The organism is Enterocloster aldenensis (genome assembly GCF_003434055.1).
Taxonomy (GTDB): domain Bacteria; phylum Bacillota; class Clostridia; order Lachnospirales; family Lachnospiraceae; genus Enterocloster; species Enterocloster aldenensis.
Genome location: NZ_QVEX01000019.1, coordinates 36,012 through 54,645, shown reverse-complemented (window position 1 = coordinate 54,645; position 18,634 = coordinate 36,012). Strand labels below are relative to the sequence as shown.

The window sequence follows — 18,634 nt, the reverse complement described above, 5'->3', positions numbered from 1 at the left end:
TCTTGAAACATTACGGGAAATATCTTATAATCACGTATATGTAGTTACCGTCCATTTCCTGGGGAATTGGGGATACTGTATCGATAGAGAGAAAAGAAAAGGAGATTATCAGTCATGGATCTGATTACCGTAAGAGAACTTTATAAGCATCCGAAGAACTATCTGGACAAGGAAGTAAGCATTGGAGGGTGGGTCCGCAGTCTGCGGGATTCCAAAGCCTTTGGCTTTATTGTGGTAAGTGACGGAAGTTATTTTGAAACGCTTCAGGTTGTGTATCACGACAGCCTTTCTAATTTTGCAGAGATTTCCAAGATGAATGTGGGTACTGCCATCATCGCAAAGGGAACCCTGGTGGCCACGCCCCAGGCCAAACAGCCCTTTGAGATACAGGCCACAGAAGTGACCGTGGAAGGCGCCTCTGCTTCCGATTACCCGCTTCAGAAAAAACGCCACTCCTTTGAGTATCTGCGCACGATTTCCCATCTGCGTCCAAGGACCAATACCTTCCAGGCAGTATTCCGTGTGCGCTCCCTGGTTGCGTATGCCATCCATCAGTATTTCCAGGAACGGGATTTTGTATATGTGCACACACCGCTGATAACAGGCAGTGACTGTGAGGGCGCCGGGGAAATGTTCCAGGTAACCACCCTGGACCTGAACAACATCCCCAAGACAGAGGACGGCAAGGTGGATTTTAGCCAGGACTTCTTTAATAAGGCAACCAACCTGACCGTAAGCGGCCAGCTCAATGCCGAAACCTACGCAATGGCATTCCGCAACGTATATACCTTTGGCCCTACGTTCCGGGCCGAGAACTCCAACACGGCGCGCCATGCAGCCGAATTCTGGATGATTGAGCCTGAGATGGCGTTTGCCGACCTGGATGATGACATGCGCCTGGCCGAGGGAATGCTCAAGTATATCATCCGCTTTGTCCTGGAACGCGCACCGGAGGAAATGAACTTCTTCAACCAGTTCGTGGACAAGGGCTTGCTGGAGCGCCTCCACAATGTCCTGGAATCAGAATTCGGCCATATTACTTACACGGATGCAGTGGAGCTGCTTGAGAAGCACAATGACGAGTTTGACTACAAGGTATCCTGGGGCTGCGACCTTCAGACAGAGCATGAGCGCTATCTGACTGAAAAGGTGTTCAAAAAGCCTGTATTCGTAACCGATTATCCAAAGGAAATCAAGGCCTTCTATATGAAGATGAACCCGGACAACAAGACGGTTGCCGCGGTTGACTGTCTTGTTCCCGGCATCGGAGAAATCATCGGCGGCAGCCAGAGGGAGGACAATCTGGATAAGCTGGTGGCAAGGATGGATGAGCTTGGCCTTCACAAGGAGGACTATGACTTCTACCTGGATTTAAGGAAATACGGCTCCACCCGCCACGCCGGCTTCGGACTTGGCTTTGAGCGCTGTGTCATGTATCTGACCGGCATGGGCAACATCCGGGATGTTGTGCCATTCCCAAGAACCGTTAATAACTGCGAGCTGTAAAGAACACCTGGTACATCTAGCCGCCCGGGACATTGTCCGCCAATGCCCCGGGCGGGGGCACGCCAACCATAAACCAACAGGAGGCAGACATGAAATTCATCCACACCGGGGATATCCACTGGGGTATGTGTCCCGATGCCAACAAGCCGTGGGGCAAGGAACGGGCCCAGGCAATCAAAGATACATTCCGGATAATCATTGAACATACAAAAGAGATGGATGCGGACTGCTTATTCATCAGCGGGGACCTGTTCCACAGGCAGCCGTTAATGAAGGACCTGAAGGAGGTCAATTACCTGTTTTCCTCCATTCCCTCCACAAAGGTCATTATCATAGCAGGCAACCACGACCGTATACGGGATAATTCCGCCCTTTTGAGTTTTACATGGAGTCCTAATGTGACATTCCTGATGGATGAAAACCTGACTTCTGTTTACTTTGAGGACATCAACACGGAGGTACATGGCTTCAGCTACCACCGCACAGAGATTAAGGAACCCCTTCTGGACGACATCCAGGTTCCCTTAAACAGCAGGATCCAAATCCTCATGGCCCATGGGGGCGATGCGTCCCATCTGCCCATTAACTTTAACAGCCTGGAGCTGTCGCCATTTTCTTACATAGCCCTGGGTCATATCCACAAGCCCCATATCGTAGGCGAGGGAAAGATGGCCTACTGCGGCTCCCCCGAACCGCTGGACCTGACGGAAACAGGCGCCCACGGATATTATGCCGGGGAGGTGCATCCGCTCACAAGAAAGCTGACAAGCCTGCAGTTCATCCCGGCAGCAAGCCTTCAATACATTCCTCTGGCAGTGAATGTCTCCAAGGACACCACCAACGGTGAACTGTCTGACCGGATTGCCAGGGAGATTGAGAACCGCGGCCAGCAGAATATCTACCGTTTCCGGCTAAAGGGCATGAGGGATCCTGACATTGAGTTTGATCTGGAGCAGCTTTCCTCACGTTTCAGGATAGCCGAGATCCTGGATGATTCTGAACCTCAGTATGATTTTTCAGCCCTTTTTGCAGAGCATTCCAGCGACATGATAGGATTTTTTATCCAGGCCCTTCAAAAAGAAAACATGAGCCCCGTGGAAAAGAAAGCATTATATTACGGAGTCAACGCACTGCTTCGGACCACGGATGAAAGGAGCTGAACCCATGAAGATACTGAGTCTGCACATTGACGGCTTCGGCAAGCTTCACGACCAGGACATCTCCTTTCAGGATGGGATGAATGTGGTCTACGGCAAAAACGAGGCCGGCAAATCCACGCTGCACACATTTATAAAAGGCATGCTGTTCGGCCTGGAACGGCAGAGAGGACGGGCTGCCAGAAATGATACCTACAGCAGATACGAACCGTGGCAGGGAAGCGGCACCTACGAAGGATGGCTGCGCCTGGAAAGCGAAGGACAGGTTTACCGCATCCAGCGCAGGTTCCACAAAAGGGGCAGGGAACTGACCATTGTCAATGAGACCCTTGGCAGGGAGCTGGAACCCACCAAGGCACTTTTGGACCAGCTGCGCTGCGGACTTTCCGAAACCGCTTACGACAACACCATCAGCATCGGACAGCTCAAATGCGCCACGGACGGAGGGATGGTGTCCGAACTGAGGAACTACATTGCCAACCTCAACACCTCGGGAAGCATTGCCCTTAACATAACCAAGGCAACCTCCTACCTAAAGGCCCAGCGCCGCGAGCTGGAGAACCAGATGGTACCGGAAGCCGCAAGAAGTTATGCGGCCCTGCTGGGGGAAATCCGCAAGATTGAACAGGAGATATCCGCGCCTGAATATGCCAACCAGCTGATTGCCTGCCGTACCAGGAAAATGGAAATCCGGCAGCAGTTAGACAGCCTCCAGAAGGAAAAGGAAGGCCTCCTGGAAAAAACAGCCAAGGGGCGCCAGATCCTGCTTGGCAGCCAGTTCACGGACAGGGATTCTGTCCAGGTTTATATTGATGACACCAAGAAGCTTTACAGTGAATATGAGGTGACCCGGGCAGCCTGCAGCAGGAAGTCCAGGACAGTCTGGGCAGTCCTGTTATTCATGGTGGCCCTGGCCTGCGGCGGTTTTGCCGGATTGTGCCTTGGAGCGCCCCAGATCATCCATGATGCAATCAGGCTGCCAATCCATATGGCCGCGGCCGCGGGAATCACTGGCGGGGTTGCGGCGGCGGCCCTTGTGGCTGCCATCCTGCAGCTGAACAAGAACCGGCGCTTTAAAAAGGAGCTGGAGACCAATACACGGCTGCTCCAGGAGATATTCGCACGCCACCTGGGGGATTCCTCCATATCGCCGGACGCCATGAAGGCGCTGGAAACCAAGATGGCTGAGTTCCTCCGCCTGAGCAAAGCCGTGGAGCAATCAGAACAGACCTTAAGCCAGCTGTCGGAAGAAATCAGCCGCCTCCAGGCCAATGAGGAGATATTTTCAGAGGAAATCGAACAGCAGCAGCGCATCCAGTGGGAACTGGAACAGAAGCTGGAGCACCTGGCTGACTGCCGGACAAAGGCTGAGGGTTTAAAACAGATACTTGCGGAAAATGAGCGGGCCCAGGAAGAACTGAACGCCATCGACCTGGCCCAGGACACCATGACCGCCCTTTCCACCACCATCCGGGATTCCTTTGGCTTATACCTGAACAAGACAGCCTCAGATCTGATATCAGGTATTACGGGAGGCATCTATACCAGCATGAGCATCAATGAAAACATGGATGTATTCATGAACACCCCGGGCAAGCTTGTGCCCATCGAACAGGTAAGCAGCGGCACCATGGACCAAATTTATCTGGCGGTCCGCCTGGCGGCGGCCAAGCTGATCCAGAACGGCCGGGATTCCATGCCCCTTATCTTTGACGACAGCTTTGTGCTGTATGATGACGAGCGGCTGAAAACAGCTCTTAAGTGGCTGGTAAAGGCTTATGACAGCCAAATCATCATATTCACCTGCCATCAGCGGGAGGCGCAGCTATTGACAGCCAATCAGATACAGTATCATCTGGTGAGTATCTGAGGGGAAGGGATTTTTGGGGTTCCTTAATTGCCGCCCATGAAAATATAAACAGGAAGCATGGCCGCATCCCGGATTAATGTGGGAATCGGCCATGCTTCCTTTCTGTTTGTTGTCTTTCTGTTTGTTTCCTGTCCGCTCCTCCCCTATGCTTTACCATCCGGATGGGGTGTGGGATTTATATGATTCCCAAGGTTTTAATCACCCAAATCCCCATGGGCAGCGTAACTGCTGATAGAAGCATGGAAACCGTAATAATCGCGGCTCCCAGTTCTCCGTCCCCGCCCATCTTCTTGGTTACAATATATACATTCATGGCAGATGGAACTGCAAACATCACAAATGCTGTCACAATCTGCTCCGGGTTAAACCCCATCCACTGCATTGGAACTGCAAATACAAGGGGTGTGACCACCACTTTATAAATAGCGCCAAAACCAATCCACGTTCCCCTGCCTGCAAAGGACGAAGGTCTGATACCTGCCCCGATTAATATAAGGGCCATGGGCGTTGACATCTGCCCCAGGTAGGCCAGCGGCTTCTCAAACACAGGCGGAAGCTTAATTCCCAGCAGCGAAAACGGCAGGGCTGCGAGAATGGCAACAATCATGGGATTGGTTAAAATATCCTTAAGCATCCTCTTCCAGCTTACTTTCCTGCCTGAGGGGTCATAGTAGGACAGGACAATGGTTGCCAGTACATTATAAAAAGGGAGCACAAAAGTAACCACCATAATGGCGGATAGAACGGATTCCCGTCCCAGTATACTCTGACAGATGGGAAGTCCCAGATACACAAAATTCCCCCTGAATGCACTATGGACAACAGCGCTGACAGCTGCCCTGTCCCTGACTAAAAGAACACATAAAATCCAGGCTCCTGCAAAGGCCGCACAAGTGCAGAGTAGTAAATATGCAGTAAACCCTATATCCAGACAATCGGAAAAGTTACTGCGGGATACATCCAGGAATAATTTTGCCGGGAGCGCTGTATAGAATACCAATGACGTGGCCTGTCCCACAAAATCCCCTGTCAATAGATTGCGTCTCCCCAAATAGAAACCAATTCCCATTACCATGAATACGGGCAGGACTGAATTAAGGCTGAAAACTAAATGCTCCATTATCATACCAGCCTTATCTCACCAAACCCAGTATCCATGTCCGTATATTCAAATGGACCTGGTGTAGGGTGCTGCCCCCGCCTTCTGCCTAAGAAATCCTCATCAATAAGCACTGGTGAGCCATCCGGGTCCTCATATGGCTGCTCCGTTTCAAAGGACATTCCCAACATGGATGTGGAAATCATCTCCGTTTCCATCCGCGGCAGATAATCATAAAGATTGGTGCTGAAATAATAGGAACCATCCTTTTCAATCAAACTAAAATAAACCTGGTTCTCCGTATCAACATATCTCAGCTGTTCCTTGCCATAGGGCCTGGCCCCGTTAAAGTATGCATTGCCGCTGATATATACAGGCAGATGACAGTTATAATCATAACGGCGACCCCAGGAAGTGTCCGGCGTCCCTTCATCCGTAAACTGATGGTAATACTCATCATGAAGCGGATAACCATCGTAAATATGCAGACCTGCTTCGATATTCACCTGTGGATTCATCCCAACCAGTCTGGCCACCTCGGGATTGCGGACCCGTCTCTTCTCTTCGGGCAGGTCCGGCTGAATGAATATGTTGTTGTAGAATCTGTCATCACCGTTATTGATTGTCATGCATCCCATGATATCTGTCCCATGTGGGAAATGATACGGTGTGAATCTTCCCTCAGAACTTCCGATGTCAATGGGCCCCGCAATTATATTGTGGACAAAGGCCAGTCCCTGGGAACGCTCCCTGAGCGCAAACCGGGAAAGGAACAGATTATTATCAACAAGCGCCGGGCCATGGCTTACTTCTATATACAGATCCTCACTGGTGCGGGTATCCTCCTCCCCATGGTTATCATGGAACAGGTTGCAGGAAACCCTGGTTCCCTGGGTCTGCCAGTCCAGCCATATCCCCCTGTGGCAGTGGTGGATATGGTTGCGGCGTATCACTGTGTCAATGGCGCCGTGCAGTTTGATACCGCCCAGTTCAGAGCCGCTGAACTCCCCGTATGTATTGATATGATGGATCTCATTCCCTTCAATCAGTGAGAAGATCCCCCCTAAATGGCCCACGATTCCAGTCTGGCCGCAGTTAAATATCCGGTTGCGCCGGACAATATGGGAACCAACCGTCTCCCTGCTCCAGCCAGTATGCTGTGCATAGTGTACCAGGTCCCGTTCCAGCTGGGTTCCTGACTTAATGCGCTCCTTTGTCCAACGGTTGTCCGAAGGATGCCAGCACTTGCCCAGGCTGATGCCCGAACAACGGGAATCGGAAATAACGCAGTCTTCAATGATCCATCCCAGACTCCAATGCGGTCCAATCAGTCCCTCCTGGAATGCCGTGGGAGGCGCCCATTGGGTGGCTGCCTGCTTAAGGGTAAACCCGGAAACAGTAATATGGTTTACCCCGGTCTGTTCCGGAAAGAATACCCTGCGCCGCACATTGACCTCCACACGGTTTCCATGGGGTGTCCCATCCGGGAACCTGGCATAGATGACAGTGATGTCCCCATCCTGCTCCGTATACCATTTGTGCTGCCTGGAATACTCCTTGTCCCATGCCCATTCTAATGGTTCATTGTTCCAAAGCCGGTCAAGGCAATCCTCCTCATAAAGGGCCTGACCATTAAAGTATACCTGTCCTGTATGGTTGATCCTCCCAAGCCCCCGGTACCAGTCCCCCTCAATCTGGGTAGTATATGGATTGTAACCGCTGAAAAAACCGTTCGGTATCCTTGTCATCCATATGTCGTCCCTGACATGGTCCCATTCCCTTATCTCCTCTGCGCCGGTGATGACCGCTGCCCCCGGTACCTGGGAACGGTATACAATCCGGTTCCGGTCAGATGTACCGCCATTTTTAGGATTCACACACTCCCGGTATATGCCCGGCGCCACAATGACCGTATCGCCGGGCCTGGCAGCTTCGGCCGCCTGGCCGATTCTGCGAAAGGGCGCGTCCTGTGAACCGTCGCCTAACAGCGGCCCATCTGCCGATACATAATAATTCATGATATACCTCCTTCAATATAGTGCTGATTATTTTACGCAGCATACTTATCCCTTGACAGCTCCCTGGGTCAAGCCATTGGATATCTGTTCCTGGGCGGAAAAATAAGCGATGATCACCGGCAGGGAACTGATGAACACGGCACACATGATGGCAGGAATATTAACCGCTGCTTCTCCGTAAAAGTTCTTAAGCCCAACAGGAAGCGTCATCCTTTCCTTGCTGTCCACCAGCGTCATTGCATATATGAACTCATTCCAGGTATGGAGGATATCATAGATAACAACCGTGGACACAGCCGGTTTTGCCAGCGGCATGATAACCCGCCCATACAGGGAAAAGGGTCCGCACCCGTCTATGATGGCCGCTTCCTCTATCTCATGGGGTATATCCCTGAAAAACTGGGTTATGATAACCGTGGAAATCGGAATGCTGAAGCTTACATACGGGCCAATCAGGGCAATCAGGTGATTGTAAATGTCCAAATCTTTAGAGATTACATAAATCGGTATCAGGGTTGTATGGACAGGAATCATCATACCAACCATGATGACTGCAAACAATAACCCGGCCCCCTTAAACCGCAGCTTAGATATGGCAAAGCTTACCATGGTGGAGCAGACCACCACCAAAAACACCGCTGACACACACACTATGATACTGTTCAGGAAATACCGTAAAAAATCGCCTGTAAGGACCAGCCTGAAATTGTCCAGGCAGAAAGAGGACGGGATTCCCCATGCGCTCCCAAAATACTCCTTTTGGGTTTTAAAGGATGTCATGACAATAAATAGGAACGGGTATACCGTAATAACTGTTATGACCAGACATAAAAAATACTGAAACACACGGAATATCCCTTTTAACAGACCTGTATTATCCTTCACCCGGCCTTCCTCCTCCCTGTTCTCCTATAAGTCTTGCCGCCAATATCCCCGAACGCCGCGGTTGCGCCATAGTATACAATGGCAAAGGTACCGCAAAACAGAAACAGGAAGCTGGCAATGGCGCTTGCATACCCCATATTCCATCCCTGGATTCCCTGCTTATACAGATAAGTGGCAACTAACTCGCTGGCTCCCGCCGGACCTCCGCCTGTCATAATCCAGATTAAATCGAAATACTTCAGGGACCCCACAATATTCAGAAGGGCAGCCGTACGTATGGTGGGCAGCAGCAGGGGAAAGGTCACATGCCAGAAGCACTGCCAGCTGTTAGCCCCATCCAGCATGGCTGACTCCATCAGTTCGCCCGGCACATTAGTCAGGCCGGCCTTCAATAATATCATGTAAAACGGAATAAAGGTCCAGCAAATCACAAGCAGGACGCAGGGCAGGGCATATGCCGGCTCCCCTAACCATCCTTTTACCATGCTTCCTTTCCCAATCCCCCGCAGCACGGCCTGAAGAAGACCGAAATTAGGGTCGTATATCAGGTTCCATAATATACCGGTAGCCGAAGTGGAAAGAAGGACTGGCAAAAACCAGAGTGCTTTAAAAATACGCACGCCTTTCAGCCTGGAGTTAATCAGCAGTGCCAGTATCAGGGCTCCAGGCAGCTGGATACAGATTGATGTTACCATTAAAATCAGATTATTCTTTAAGGCATACCATACATTGGGGTCATGAACCAGACGGATCCAGTTAGCCCACCCTGCCCATCCCGAGGACATGATGCCATTCCAGTCCAAGAAGCTGAAATAGATTGTTTTGGCAATGGCAAACACATTATAAAAACCATAGAACAAAAGGGTGGGCGCAATAAATACCAGAATGGTCAGGACGCGCCTGGCCGAAACAGGCTTACCCTTATTCTGAACAGGGCCTGACAGCCCTGTTGTTTCCATATTATCAGACATAAACCCTCCTTCGCCTTACACGCATGGATGGGATGCTATTTAAGCTCCCCATAACAATCAACAGCCACCCTTTCCAGACCTGCAGCCACTTCTTCCGGGGTCATGGTACCGCCATAAAGAGCCTGGGTATAGTCCTTGAAGGCCTCACCCAGTTCAGCCACAAACTGCTGGTCATAAAAGTTCTGGGTCCAGTCAGCCTTAATCAGGTTATCAAACTGTTCCTGAACCAGCGGGTCCTCAATCCTTACATCCTTTGCGCCTGTAAAGCAGTTCCCTGCCTCGATGTAGTCCTGGCTGAAATCCGCATTGGTCAGGTAATACAGGAAATCCGCTGCCATCTCAGGATATTCACACTGGGATGATATGGAGAATACATTGCCTCCGGCAACAATACCCACTTCTCCCGAGTCATTACAGGCCGGATAGGGGAATGTGCCCACCTTTTCATAAAACTCGGCATCCTCTGCCACACAGTTGCTTAAGAACCCATTGGTCATGATGAACATGGCAGCAACTTCATTATAGAACAGCATACGGCTGCCCCCCGCATTGTGGTCAATGCCATTGGTCCCGTCCGGATAGTAACCCTTCTTTGAAAAGTCGGCCAGACGCCGGCCAGCCTCGATAAAATACTCATTATCAAAGGACATGGTGCGGTCCGTAAGTCCCTTTGACATCTCCTGTCCCCCCAGGTTCACGCCCAGCATGGTGTATTCCAGCAGTCCGGGCCACTTGTTCTTATTCCCCAAGGCAAAGGGAACATATCCTGCCTGCTTCAGGGTTTCACATACCGTATCCAGCTCCTCCCAGGTTTCCGGCACATCCAGGTTAAGATCCTTAAAAACCTCCGTATTATAAAATACAACCGAAGGTGCAATTCCGATACCCATCCCATAAATCCTGCCGTCAAAGGTGGAAATCCCAAATTCAAAATCATAATATTCATCTTTATACGGTGCGATTAAATCAGTGATATCCGCCACTAACCCGTATTCAATGTACGACTTGAGCACGTCGCCGCCCCAGTTCATGAATACGTCCGGAATATCAGCTGCCCCAGCGCCCATCACGGTCTTAATCTTTGTTTTGTATGCATCGCTGTCAAGACGGGTCTGCTCCACCGTCACATTCGGGTAAGCCTTATTGAAACGTGAGATTGCATGATCGTACATCTGCTGGCGGACATCGTCGGTCGCGCCGTGCCAGAAACTCAGTGTGTATGTCACATCGCTCTTTACACCGGGATCCGCTTCCTGTGATCCGTCCGGTCCTGCTGCCGCAGGCGCGGTTTCCTGCGGCTCCCCGGCCGCCGTGGAAGCAGGATTCCCGCTGCCTGCACATCCCATCATACTGCTGCCCGCCAATACCGCTGCCATCACCATTGCTGCAAGTCTTTTTCTCATAATGTCCCTCTCCTTTTCTTTCTGTCATGATACTATGTGCTCCCTTCATGGTTCCCGTCCGCCACCTCAGATTCTTCCTTTAAGGCTCTTAAGCCGGCCATGACAAGTTCACGTATCATATAAGACCGTGAACGGTCATAGAACCATTCTTTCTTTTCCCTGTCCAGGATGGCTTCAATGTCAGGCGTCACTACAAAAGACAGCTTCTTTCGCCCGGAATCCATGAATATCACCTCCGTTATAGATGGTTCAGAACCAATGAACCTGTACTAATTATAGTTCATAGGTTCTGAACCTGTCAAGGATTTTAACGTACACTTTTTTGTCTCTTTTAGTATCCTTTTTTGCTTGACAGAACGTATGAACCTGGGTATCATATGAACTAAGGAGGGATTGAATCATGCCTACAGAGAAACCGCGTTATACCATAATCGTTGATCATGATTTATTAAAACAAATTGATGACTTCCGCTTTGAAAACCGCTTTTCAAGCCGTTCTGCCGCCACACTGGAACTGATCCGCCTCGGCATTGAACAGTTACACAAGGAGCAGAAGGAACAAAAGCAGGCAGCAGGACATGATACCGGACATAATTAGAACAAACATCCAAAGGCACCCATGCATCGCCGGTTGAGCAATCATGCATGGGCGCCCCTGTACAGCACATTTTATTTTTATCCATAGAAAGAAGGGGCGGCCCAATCATCCATACGGATGGCTGGGCCGCCCCTTTTTAACTGTCTTCTGATACTGCATCCGCGTGGGCGTGTCTGAAAATTGCTTTCCGTCAGATGTGCGTCACACTTTGTGGGAGATTTGGGTCAAATGAAGGGCGCATAGCGGGCTATGTAACCTGAATTTGGCCCAAATATGCCGCGAAGCGGGGCGCGCAGATGGCGGGAATGAATTTTCAGACACGCCCTACTGCGCCTGCTTTGACTCCTTATAAATCCCAATGGCCTCCGTGATATTGGAAGCCTCCCCTCCCTGGATGATCCTGGACAGCTCAGAAAGCCTGTCCGGCTCCAGGAATTCCTTGCCCAGATAAGGGCCAAAGGAATCCGTAATCCGGATGTTCTGCTGCTTGATGCCCTCCTCCAGTTCCTTCAATGACCTGGATGTGCCGTCCAGGGCGTCCTTCAGGCTGTCCAGGCGCGCTTTATGGCTGGCTATGATTTCATCCGTGATTATATTCTTTGTTACATTCTCAAAGGTGTTCAGGGCGTCCTTTTTCTTAGAGGTGATTTCTGACAGCTCCTGTTCCACGCATGCTATCTCATCATCATATTTCTCAAGGTCATAGATGTCCTCATTGCCATCCCTCTGGATGGTGTGGGTAATGACCTTAATCTTCTTCTGGTTGGCGCGCAGGGTATTGCGTATGGCCCGCCCACGCTTTAGGGCGTCCTGGTGCCGGAGCCTTGTCTTATTGCCCACCAGCACGTACAATCCCCCAAACAGCAGCACATCCAGAAAATACACTGCGGCCAGATACCACATATGGCGTTCGGGCAGCAGGAAAAAATATATCCCGCAGGGCACTGCCAGGAAGCATACGGTCAGGGTCAGGAGGAACAGCGCGATTTCCTTCAGGCCTCCCGGGTAATACAGCGCGTAATAAAATGTACTGTTGCAGAATGACGGCACCCTTTCCTTCTGGAACAATGTCCTCATCTGCACCTTTAAATCCCTGTTGTGCTCCCTTAGTTCACTGGTCTCTTCGGCTATCCGCTCCTTCATCCCGCGGCTCTTGGCCTTCTCGCGTTTTGCCCTTGCTTTTTTCAGCCGGTCCTGCCCCTTGGCAATCTCCTTATCATAGCTGGAACTGATTTCCTCCAGCCGCTTCCTGACTGTCTGGTTAACAGCATCCGTAACAGCCCTGCCTGCTGCCTCCAGTTCCCGTTCCTGCTCCTTTTCCAATACTTCCAGCTGACCTGCCGTTTTCTGGTCACAGTCCAGACGGTACACCGCATCCCTGGCATCTGCCAGGAACTTTACATAATCCGTAATTGCCTGTCCCACCTGCATTTCCTCCTTATGGGAACTTTTGTAACTATGTATAGCTTACTACAAATCACCCCTTGGGGCAAGGGATGTTACAAAAAGTTCAAATATGTCAGAAATATGTCGCCAAAAGGAGGTTTTTCAGGGATTCAGGGTACTGCGGGGTGTCTGAATACTGCCTTTTAGACACGGTTAAGGCTTCATGCCGACACCGCCCTGGATGAACAGGGTATCACCTGTTATGTATTTTGCATCATAGCTGGCAAGGAACACACATACCTTCCCGATATCCTTCTGCGCATCCCCATACCTGCCAAGAGGAATCTCATCCAGGTTTTTCTTAAACATCTCCGGATTTTCCTGTCCCCACTGGGCCAGCTTATCCGTCATGACCAAGGGAAGGACCACGTTCACATTAATATCATATGGGCCCCATTCATTGGCAGCTACCCGGGACAGGCCGCGGATTCCTTCTTTTGCAGCAGCGTAGGAGCTCTGTCCCGGCTTGCCGGAGATACCTGCGCCGGATGCGAAATTGATGACCGAACCATGGGATTCCTTCAGATACGGGAATGCATGCTTCATATAGAAAAAGGTTGCGTATAACCCGGAATAAATGGCCTTGTCAAAATCCGCCTGGGTGTGTTCCACCAGGGTCAGTCCGGATGCCGAGGTCTGGGCGCTGTTAATCAGCACGTTCAACTTGCCGAAATGTTCCACGCCTTTTTCAATGGCAGCCTTGACCTGGTCTTCGTTGGAGCCGTCTGCCACGCAGATTACCACATCCGTGCCGAAATCCTTTTCCAGTTCAGCCTTTGTCTTCTCCATGCCCCCGGGGAAAATGTCGGTGAGGATCATGCTGGCCCCCTCGTCGGCAAAGGCCCTTGCCACGCCTCTGGCGATTCCGCCGCCTCCTCCGGTAAGCAGTACAACACGGTCTTCCATTCTTCTTAAATGCTGCATCATTATATCCTCCTTCTACATGATCCGGGGCCGGCCCGGACAGATTGCCGGACATACCCTTAAACACTGTTCTTAAAAAACCAGTTTTCAGAACACTCCTGGTGATTACCATTATAGAAGGGAATATTTTTTTGTCAACATTATGTTTTTCGTTAATTAATTATTTATCACTGGTTATTTCCTTATATATTCAGACTTTTTCTGATTATCAAGCTTCAAATTCAACCATTTTATTCCGGATTTTGACTAAATATTTTTTAGATTGTAGGTATTTTTAACAATTTTTTTGTACCCCTATCTTGGCCAGCGCTCCCTGGCGCCGGGCAGCGCCTCAAACGCTCCATGGGGTTCGGTCTGATACCAGTAGGCCACGGATGACAGATCGTCCTGGCGTTCAAATAACCCCATGTCACTGACCCCAATCTGCTGGATTGTAACCCGGAGCTCCTGGTCAAACATAACCGGGTCCATCAGATGCCACCTGTAAAACGAACGCATGGGAGGGCAGTCGTCATTATGGTATGGATTATGGATATCCGTATCATGGGCAGAGTAAAAAGGATAGCCTAAAAACGGGGAATTATAAATGGTCTCCACGGTCCGGCCGCCTTCCTGGCGTGCAAAGCTCCAGGAACCGCCAAAATAATCCTCCATCCCGGTCCCGCAGATGGTGGGATATTCCCTGTCCCCGTCAATATAGAATTTCACTTCCCCTTCCCCCCACCAGTAACGCTCCAGGGTACTTAAGGCAATGAAGGTCCCTACATAATGTCCCCTTCCCCTGATATGGTCCGCTATGACATAATCCTTTCCGGGCAAGGTAATCCTCTCGCGCCTCCATTGTGCATGGAAATATGCCGTATCATCCGGGATACGGTCGTAAAGGCAATAATCAATCTGGTAGAAAAATGCCGGGATTGGGTTGGAATGCTGGTTTATAAGGACAATCCGCGCCCCTGTACGGAAGGGCATCTGGAAGTAACAGTTAAGCCCCCTGGCCGGCGCCACCGTCACAGGGACAGAGTCCACCCTATAATCCGTCCCAAAACCACAGCAAAAAAAATCCCCCAAAGGGCTTTCCACGGAAGGCTCTGTCTCGTCATCCCAGTACATGCGCAGCACCAGGTCCCTGAGCACATACCGCGCGGCATCGGATGTTTTCCGGTCCACGGTCATCCAGATGTGGTTAATCATGCCCGCGCCCTTTATCCTGCCCAGAACCACGCTCTCTCCCGGCTGTATATCCTTAAGGCACGGGCTCCCTTTCCTGGACGGGCCCAGAGGGCCTGAGGCCATGCCTCCTTTCCCTTTTTCCCCTGTTGGGTTCTCAGCATTAATGGCCCTGCTCCTTCCATGCCTTAACATGGGAAGGGCTCCCAGCATACCTGTCATTGAATATTCAAACATGGTGTCCTCCCTGTTGAGTGTATTCTTAGAGCCTCCTTGGCACCGGCCAGCCCTAGAGCGTGTTTGAAAATTCATTCCCGCCATCTGCCCGCCCCCCTTCACGGCATATTTGGTCCCAATTCGGTCAACGTAGCCCGCTACGCCTCCCTCATCGGGACCAAATCTCCCACAAAGGGGGACGCACAGCTGACGGAAAGCAATTTTCAAACACGCCCTAGCCCTTCACCGCCCCGGCCGTCATGCCCTCTGCCACCCACTTATTCAGCGCAAAATACACAATCATGGGCGGAAGGATTGATACTGCAATGGCAGCGTACGTGGCCCCCCAGTCAACATTCCCGAAGGCCCCCACATAGTCCTTAAGGCCCAGGGCCACTGTCTTGGCCGCCTGTTCACTGATGAATGTGTTGGCAAATATGAAGTCGTTCCATATAAAGATACTGTGCATGGACGCCACGGTAATCACCGTGTTTTTTGCCAGCGGGAAAACAATGGAGATAAAGGTGCGGTACGGGGAACAGCCGTCCACAATGGCAGACTCTATCAGTTCATTGGGTATGAAGCTGTAAAAGCTGACAAACAGCATGACGGACAGCGGCAGTGCAAATCCCACCTGTGGCAGGATCAGCGAAAAGCTGGTGTTGAGTATGTGCATCCTGCTGTAAAAGATAAACAGCGGAATCAGGGTTATCTGTACCGGGATCATGATGCCGAAAGTAAAAAAAGCATAAATCCTGCCCGTAAGCTTAAACCTGAATTTAGAAATTGCAAACCCTGCCGTGGCGCTCAGGAATACAATGAGGACAATGGAAACCGCCGTAATCTTAAAGCTGTTCCACATGTATCCCAGGATTTTCCCGTCTGAAAATATCTTAATGTAATTTGCCAGGGTAGGCGATTTTGGCAGGGCAAACGGGGCCGCGGACAATTCCGTGGTGGGCTTGATGCTTGCCAGGAACAGCCACAAAACAGGATATAGCTGCACCGCCAGAAACAGACATATAACAATCAGGAATACGATTTTTCCGATTTTCTTTTTAGCCATATCATTGTCCCCCCGCATGCTGTTTCTTCTTCACTAATGTCTTTTCCTCCGACATCACGGCCCGGAGCAAGGCAACCACCAGTATGCTTTCTATGATGATGAATACGGACAGGGTGCTGCCGTAGCCATACTGGTTGCTGGAAAATGCCTTCTTGTACATATAGGTGGACATCAGCTCGCTGACATTTCCCGGGCCTCCGTTGGTCAGCAGGAATGGAATGTCAAACCCCCGCAGGGCGCCGGTCAGGCACATGGTCAGGGTGAGAAGGATGATCTGGCGGATCATGGGAAGCTTAATCTTAATCAGCAGCTGCCAGTCCGTTGCCCCATCCACCCTGGCCGCCTCCATGACTTCCTTGTCCAGTGAAATCAGGGCCGCATAGAAGATGACCATATACATTCCCGCAAACCGCCATCCCTCGGGCAGGGATACGGCCGCAAGGACCGTCTTGATATTGGTAAGCCAGCTGATGCTCCGGATACCAAAAACATTGATTATCTGGTTGGTTAACCCTGTGGGTTCGGTTGCGTACATGCTTCTGAACAGCTGGGTAACAGCCACCGTTGTGATGATGCACGGAACATAATATAAGGTTTTAATCAGGGCAACATGCTTTGTCATATAAGTAAGCAGCACCGCAAATATCAGCCCTATGATCAGCTGCATGGACACCACGATGACAAGGTATATGAGATTGTTCACAAACGCGGTATAGAATACAGGGTCCCTGAACATATGGATGTAATTCTCAAGGCCCACAAACTTTCTGGCTCCAATGCCTCCCCATTCCATGAAACTCAGCCGGATAGATTCCTCAATCGGATAAAACACAGCCAGTATATAAAACAATAAGCCTGGCAGAAGAAATACACAGAACGCCTTCCTGTCCCTTAAAATGCCCATATCCCTTTCCCCTTTCCATACCGGCTTTGGCGGGAGGACGGGAATCCCGCCAAAGCAATGCAAGTCTCCTATTTAACATTAGAAGCAATGGCATCATCTACGATTTTTATGAAATCATCCACCGTCATATCACCGGCTGCCAGCAAAAGCATATTATCCTGCATCACGGTATTTGTATCCACATCCAGGTACGTATCCCATGGCTTCAGGAAGTTTTCCCCTGTCTTCTCCATGTCCTCCCGGATCCGTAAATACAGGTCCGTAAACTGGATATCTTCGGGCAGTTCTGTCTTGATGGGCGACATCTGCATGCGTCCGGCGTAAATCTTGCCATAATTCTCAATCACATACTTTATGAAGTCCTTGGTCTTAGCATCAAATGTCTGTGTATTGAATGCCATGCCGATTCCCGAATTGACACAGAACTCATTGGCTCCTGTTTTTGCGCCTTCTGCCGTGGGGAGGTAGAAGTAGTCAACCTTGCCCGCATTGTAGGCCTCAAGCATGGCTGCCTGCTCCCAATCCCCTATATAATACATGGCGGACTTTCCGTCCAGGAACATGGACTGGGCCGTGGCATAATCCGTTGCGCCGAAGCCTTCATTGAAATACTGTCCGATTTCCTGTAAGAATTCCACGGCCTGCCTGCCGGTCTCATCCCCCATGGAGGCCTTTCCATCCCTCAGGCTGATGATGTATTCGTTCCCTGTCATCCGAAACGGCATCATTGCAATGTAGCGCTGTACCGGCCACCGGTCAATCCCGTCAACGGAAATCGGCGTGATGCCATTGTCCTTAAGGGTCCTGCAGACACCCAGCCATTCATCCATGGTCTTAGGCACCTCAACTCCATTTTCCTTAAATATGTCTTTATTGTACCAGATCATCTCCACATGATATTCCAATGGCAGGGTGTACATGGAGCCATCCGTAAATTCCTGATAGCGCAGGGCGGTTGGATAGAACCTGTCGTAAAGCCCTTCATCCTGCAGGAATTCCTTCACATCCACAAGATATCCTGCATCCACAAGTTCCTGGCAGTAAGGGTCTGCGTCAATATCAATGATGTCCGGCATCTGCCCGCCTGCAATCAGGGTCTTAAGCTTCTGGAGGTAGGAGGGCCTGTCTGCCGTTGTCTCAACCTCTATCCTCCATTTCCCCCCTTTTTCCTTGCTGTACTGCTCGGCAATCTCCCTCATGGTCAGGTCTATTTCCCCGTCCACAGGCCTTGAGGCAAACCATTTAACCACCGTCACGTCGCTGTCCGCGCTTCCTTTCCCATTTTCAGAAGCATTGGACGGATTGCCTGCGGACGCCCCCTGGCCGCAGGCCCCCATGGTCAGCATGGCTGCTGCTGTTAATACAACTGCTAATATCCTTTTTTTCATATTCTCTTCTCCT

Annotated in this window: 16 protein-coding genes and 2 pseudogenes; 6 read left to right on the top strand and 12 right to left on the bottom strand. The window is 50.6% G+C overall.

What is annotated here, in order from left to right:
• The first annotated feature begins 114 nt into the window (after window positions 1–114).
• The 3 genes from asnS to DWX59_RS24540 all read left to right on the top strand — a co-directional run bounded on the left by asnS (window position 115) and on the right by DWX59_RS24540 (window position 4,533).
• Window positions 115–1,506, top strand: a complete 1,392-nt coding sequence (gene asnS / locus DWX59_RS24550) for an asparagine--tRNA ligase (protein ID WP_117562495.1) — start codon at window positions 115–117, stop codon at window positions 1,504–1,506.
• Between the two features lie 89 nt (window positions 1,507–1,595).
• A complete protein-coding gene (locus tag DWX59_RS24545; RefSeq protein ID WP_117562493.1) occupies window positions 1,596–2,666 on the top strand; it encodes a metallophosphoesterase family protein in 1,071 nt (356 codons plus the stop codon).
• 4 nt (window positions 2,667–2,670) lie between these two features.
• Window positions 2,671–4,533 (top strand): ATP-binding protein, encoded by a 1,863-nt coding sequence (locus tag DWX59_RS24540; protein WP_117562491.1) that lies wholly within the window; start codon window positions 2,671–2,673, stop codon window positions 4,531–4,533.
• A 175-nt stretch (window positions 4,534–4,708) separates the two neighbouring features.
• On the opposite strand, the gene DWX59_RS24535 is transcribed toward DWX59_RS24540, so the two are convergent.
• From DWX59_RS24535 to DWX59_RS24510, 6 genes are read right to left on the bottom strand one after another with little or no spacing between them, the layout of a single operon-like run.
• Window positions 4,709–5,653, bottom strand: coding sequence for an AEC family transporter (locus DWX59_RS24535; RefSeq protein ID WP_117562489.1), 945 nt, complete (start codon window positions 5,651–5,653; stop codon window positions 4,709–4,711).
• 2 nt (window positions 5,654–5,655) lie between these two features.
• Window positions 5,656–7,650 (bottom strand): right-handed parallel beta-helix repeat-containing protein, encoded by a 1,995-nt coding sequence (locus tag DWX59_RS24530; protein WP_117562487.1) that lies wholly within the window; start codon window positions 7,648–7,650, stop codon window positions 5,656–5,658.
• A gap of 45 nt (window positions 7,651–7,695) precedes the next feature.
• Window positions 7,696–8,535: a carbohydrate ABC transporter permease gene (locus tag DWX59_RS24525; RefSeq protein ID WP_117562485.1), complete on the bottom strand. Its 840-nt coding sequence runs from the start codon at window positions 8,533–8,535 to the stop codon at window positions 7,696–7,698.
• Entirely contained in the window at window positions 8,532–9,506 is a 975-nt protein-coding gene (locus DWX59_RS24520; RefSeq protein WP_166460295.1) for a carbohydrate ABC transporter permease, read from the bottom strand. The genes DWX59_RS24525 and DWX59_RS24520 overlap by 4 nt, the downstream gene beginning before the upstream one ends.
• A 35-nt stretch (window positions 9,507–9,541) precedes the next feature.
• Window positions 9,542–10,909, bottom strand: a complete 1,368-nt coding sequence (locus tag DWX59_RS24515) for an ABC transporter substrate-binding protein (RefSeq protein WP_235845170.1) — start codon at window positions 10,907–10,909, stop codon at window positions 9,542–9,544.
• 32 nt (window positions 10,910–10,941) lie between these two features.
• Entirely contained in the window at window positions 10,942–11,133 is a 192-nt protein-coding gene (locus DWX59_RS24510) for a hypothetical protein (protein WP_117562483.1), read from the bottom strand.
• Between the two features lie 176 nt (window positions 11,134–11,309).
• Here DWX59_RS24510 and DWX59_RS24505 point away from each other — a divergent pair, with 176 nt between their 5' ends.
• Complete coding sequence (locus tag DWX59_RS24505; RefSeq protein WP_117562480.1) at window positions 11,310–11,507, top strand: ribbon-helix-helix domain-containing protein; 198 nt, start codon at window positions 11,310–11,312, stop codon at window positions 11,505–11,507.
• 194 nt (window positions 11,508–11,701) lie between these two features.
• Window positions 11,702–11,878 (top strand): annotated as a pseudogene (locus DWX59_RS30150) (DUF6783 domain-containing protein).
• On the opposite strand, the gene DWX59_RS24500 reads toward DWX59_RS30150, so the two are convergent.
• The 3 genes from DWX59_RS24500 to DWX59_RS24490 all read right to left on the bottom strand — a co-directional run bounded on the left by DWX59_RS24500 (window position 11,832) and on the right by DWX59_RS24490 (window position 15,491).
• Window positions 11,832–12,932 (bottom strand): hypothetical protein, encoded by a 1,101-nt coding sequence (locus tag DWX59_RS24500; protein WP_117562596.1) that lies wholly within the window; start codon window positions 12,930–12,932, stop codon window positions 11,832–11,834. The pseudogene DWX59_RS30150 and the gene DWX59_RS24500 sit on opposite strands and share 47 nt — an antisense overlap.
• A gap of 174 nt (window positions 12,933–13,106) precedes the next feature.
• Entirely contained in the window at window positions 13,107–13,877 is a 771-nt protein-coding gene (locus tag DWX59_RS24495) for an SDR family NAD(P)-dependent oxidoreductase (RefSeq protein WP_117562477.1), read from the bottom strand.
• 294 nt (window positions 13,878–14,171) lie between these two features.
• The gene (locus DWX59_RS24490; RefSeq protein ID WP_353626785.1) at window positions 14,172–15,491 is read right to left on the bottom strand and encodes a DUF2961 domain-containing protein; all 1,320 of its coding nucleotides are present in this window, start codon (window positions 15,489–15,491) and stop codon (window positions 14,172–14,174) included.
• On the opposite strand from DWX59_RS24490, the gene DWX59_RS30145 reads away from it, so the two are divergent.
• Window positions 15,390–15,647 carry a DUF6783 domain-containing protein gene (locus DWX59_RS30145; RefSeq protein WP_353626719.1) on the top strand — a complete coding sequence of 86 codons (258 nt, stop codon included), beginning with the start codon at window positions 15,390–15,392 and terminating at the stop codon, window positions 15,645–15,647. The two genes, DWX59_RS24490 and DWX59_RS30145, sit on opposite strands and share 102 nt — an antisense overlap.
• Here DWX59_RS30145 and DWX59_RS24485 read toward each other — a convergent pair.
• From DWX59_RS24485 to DWX59_RS24475, 3 genes and pseudogenes are all read right to left on the bottom strand, one after another.
• Window positions 15,535–16,125: pseudogene (locus tag DWX59_RS24485) on the bottom strand (carbohydrate ABC transporter permease); the annotation flags it as partial. The gene DWX59_RS30145 and the pseudogene DWX59_RS24485 sit on opposite strands and share 113 nt — an antisense overlap.
• A 205-nt stretch (window positions 16,126–16,330) precedes the next feature.
• The gene (locus DWX59_RS24480) at window positions 16,331–17,233 is read right to left on the bottom strand and encodes a carbohydrate ABC transporter permease (RefSeq protein ID WP_117562473.1); all 903 of its coding nucleotides are present in this window, start codon (window positions 17,231–17,233) and stop codon (window positions 16,331–16,333) included.
• Between the two features lie 68 nt (window positions 17,234–17,301).
• Complete coding sequence (locus DWX59_RS24475) at window positions 17,302–18,621, bottom strand: ABC transporter substrate-binding protein (protein WP_117562471.1); 1,320 nt, start codon at window positions 18,619–18,621, stop codon at window positions 17,302–17,304.
• Window positions 18,622–18,634 lie beyond the last annotated feature (13 nt).

Bases quoted from the DNA above. Each gene is read 5' to 3' on its own strand.
- asnS (WP_117562495.1), top strand. From the start codon at position 115: ATGGATCTGATTACCGTAAGAGAACTTTATAAGCATCCGAAGAACTAT.
- DWX59_RS24545 (WP_117562493.1), top strand. From the start codon at position 1,596: ATGAAATTCATCCACACCGGGGATATCCACTGGGGTATGTGTCCCGAT.
- DWX59_RS24540 (WP_117562491.1), top strand. From the start codon at position 2,671: ATGAAGATACTGAGTCTGCACATTGACGGCTTCGGCAAGCTTCACGAC.
- DWX59_RS24535 (WP_117562489.1), bottom strand. From the start codon at position 5,653: ATGGAGCATTTAGTTTTCAGCCTTAATTCAGTCCTGCCCGTATTCATG.
- DWX59_RS24530 (WP_117562487.1), bottom strand. From the start codon at position 7,650: ATGAATTATTATGTATCGGCAGATGGGCCGCTGTTAGGCGACGGTTCA.
- DWX59_RS24520 (WP_166460295.1), bottom strand. From the start codon at position 9,506: ATGTCTGATAATATGGAAACAACAGGGCTGTCAGGCCCTGTTCAGAAT.
- DWX59_RS24515 (WP_235845170.1), bottom strand. From the start codon at position 10,909: ATGAGAAAAAGACTTGCAGCAATGGTGATGGCAGCGGTATTGGCGGGC.
- DWX59_RS24510 (WP_117562483.1), bottom strand. From the start codon at position 11,133: ATGGATTCCGGGCGAAAGAAGCTGTCTTTTGTAGTGACGCCTGACATT.
- DWX59_RS24505 (WP_117562480.1), top strand. From the start codon at position 11,310: ATGCCTACAGAGAAACCGCGTTATACCATAATCGTTGATCATGATTTA.
- DWX59_RS24495 (WP_117562477.1), bottom strand. From the start codon at position 13,877: ATGCAGCATTTAAGAAGAATGGAAGACCGTGTTGTACTGCTTACCGGA.
- DWX59_RS24480 (WP_117562473.1), bottom strand. From the start codon at position 17,233: ATGGGCATTTTAAGGGACAGGAAGGCGTTCTGTGTATTTCTTCTGCCA.
- DWX59_RS24475 (WP_117562471.1), bottom strand. From the start codon at position 18,621: ATGAAAAAAAGGATATTAGCAGTTGTATTAACAGCAGCAGCCATGCTG.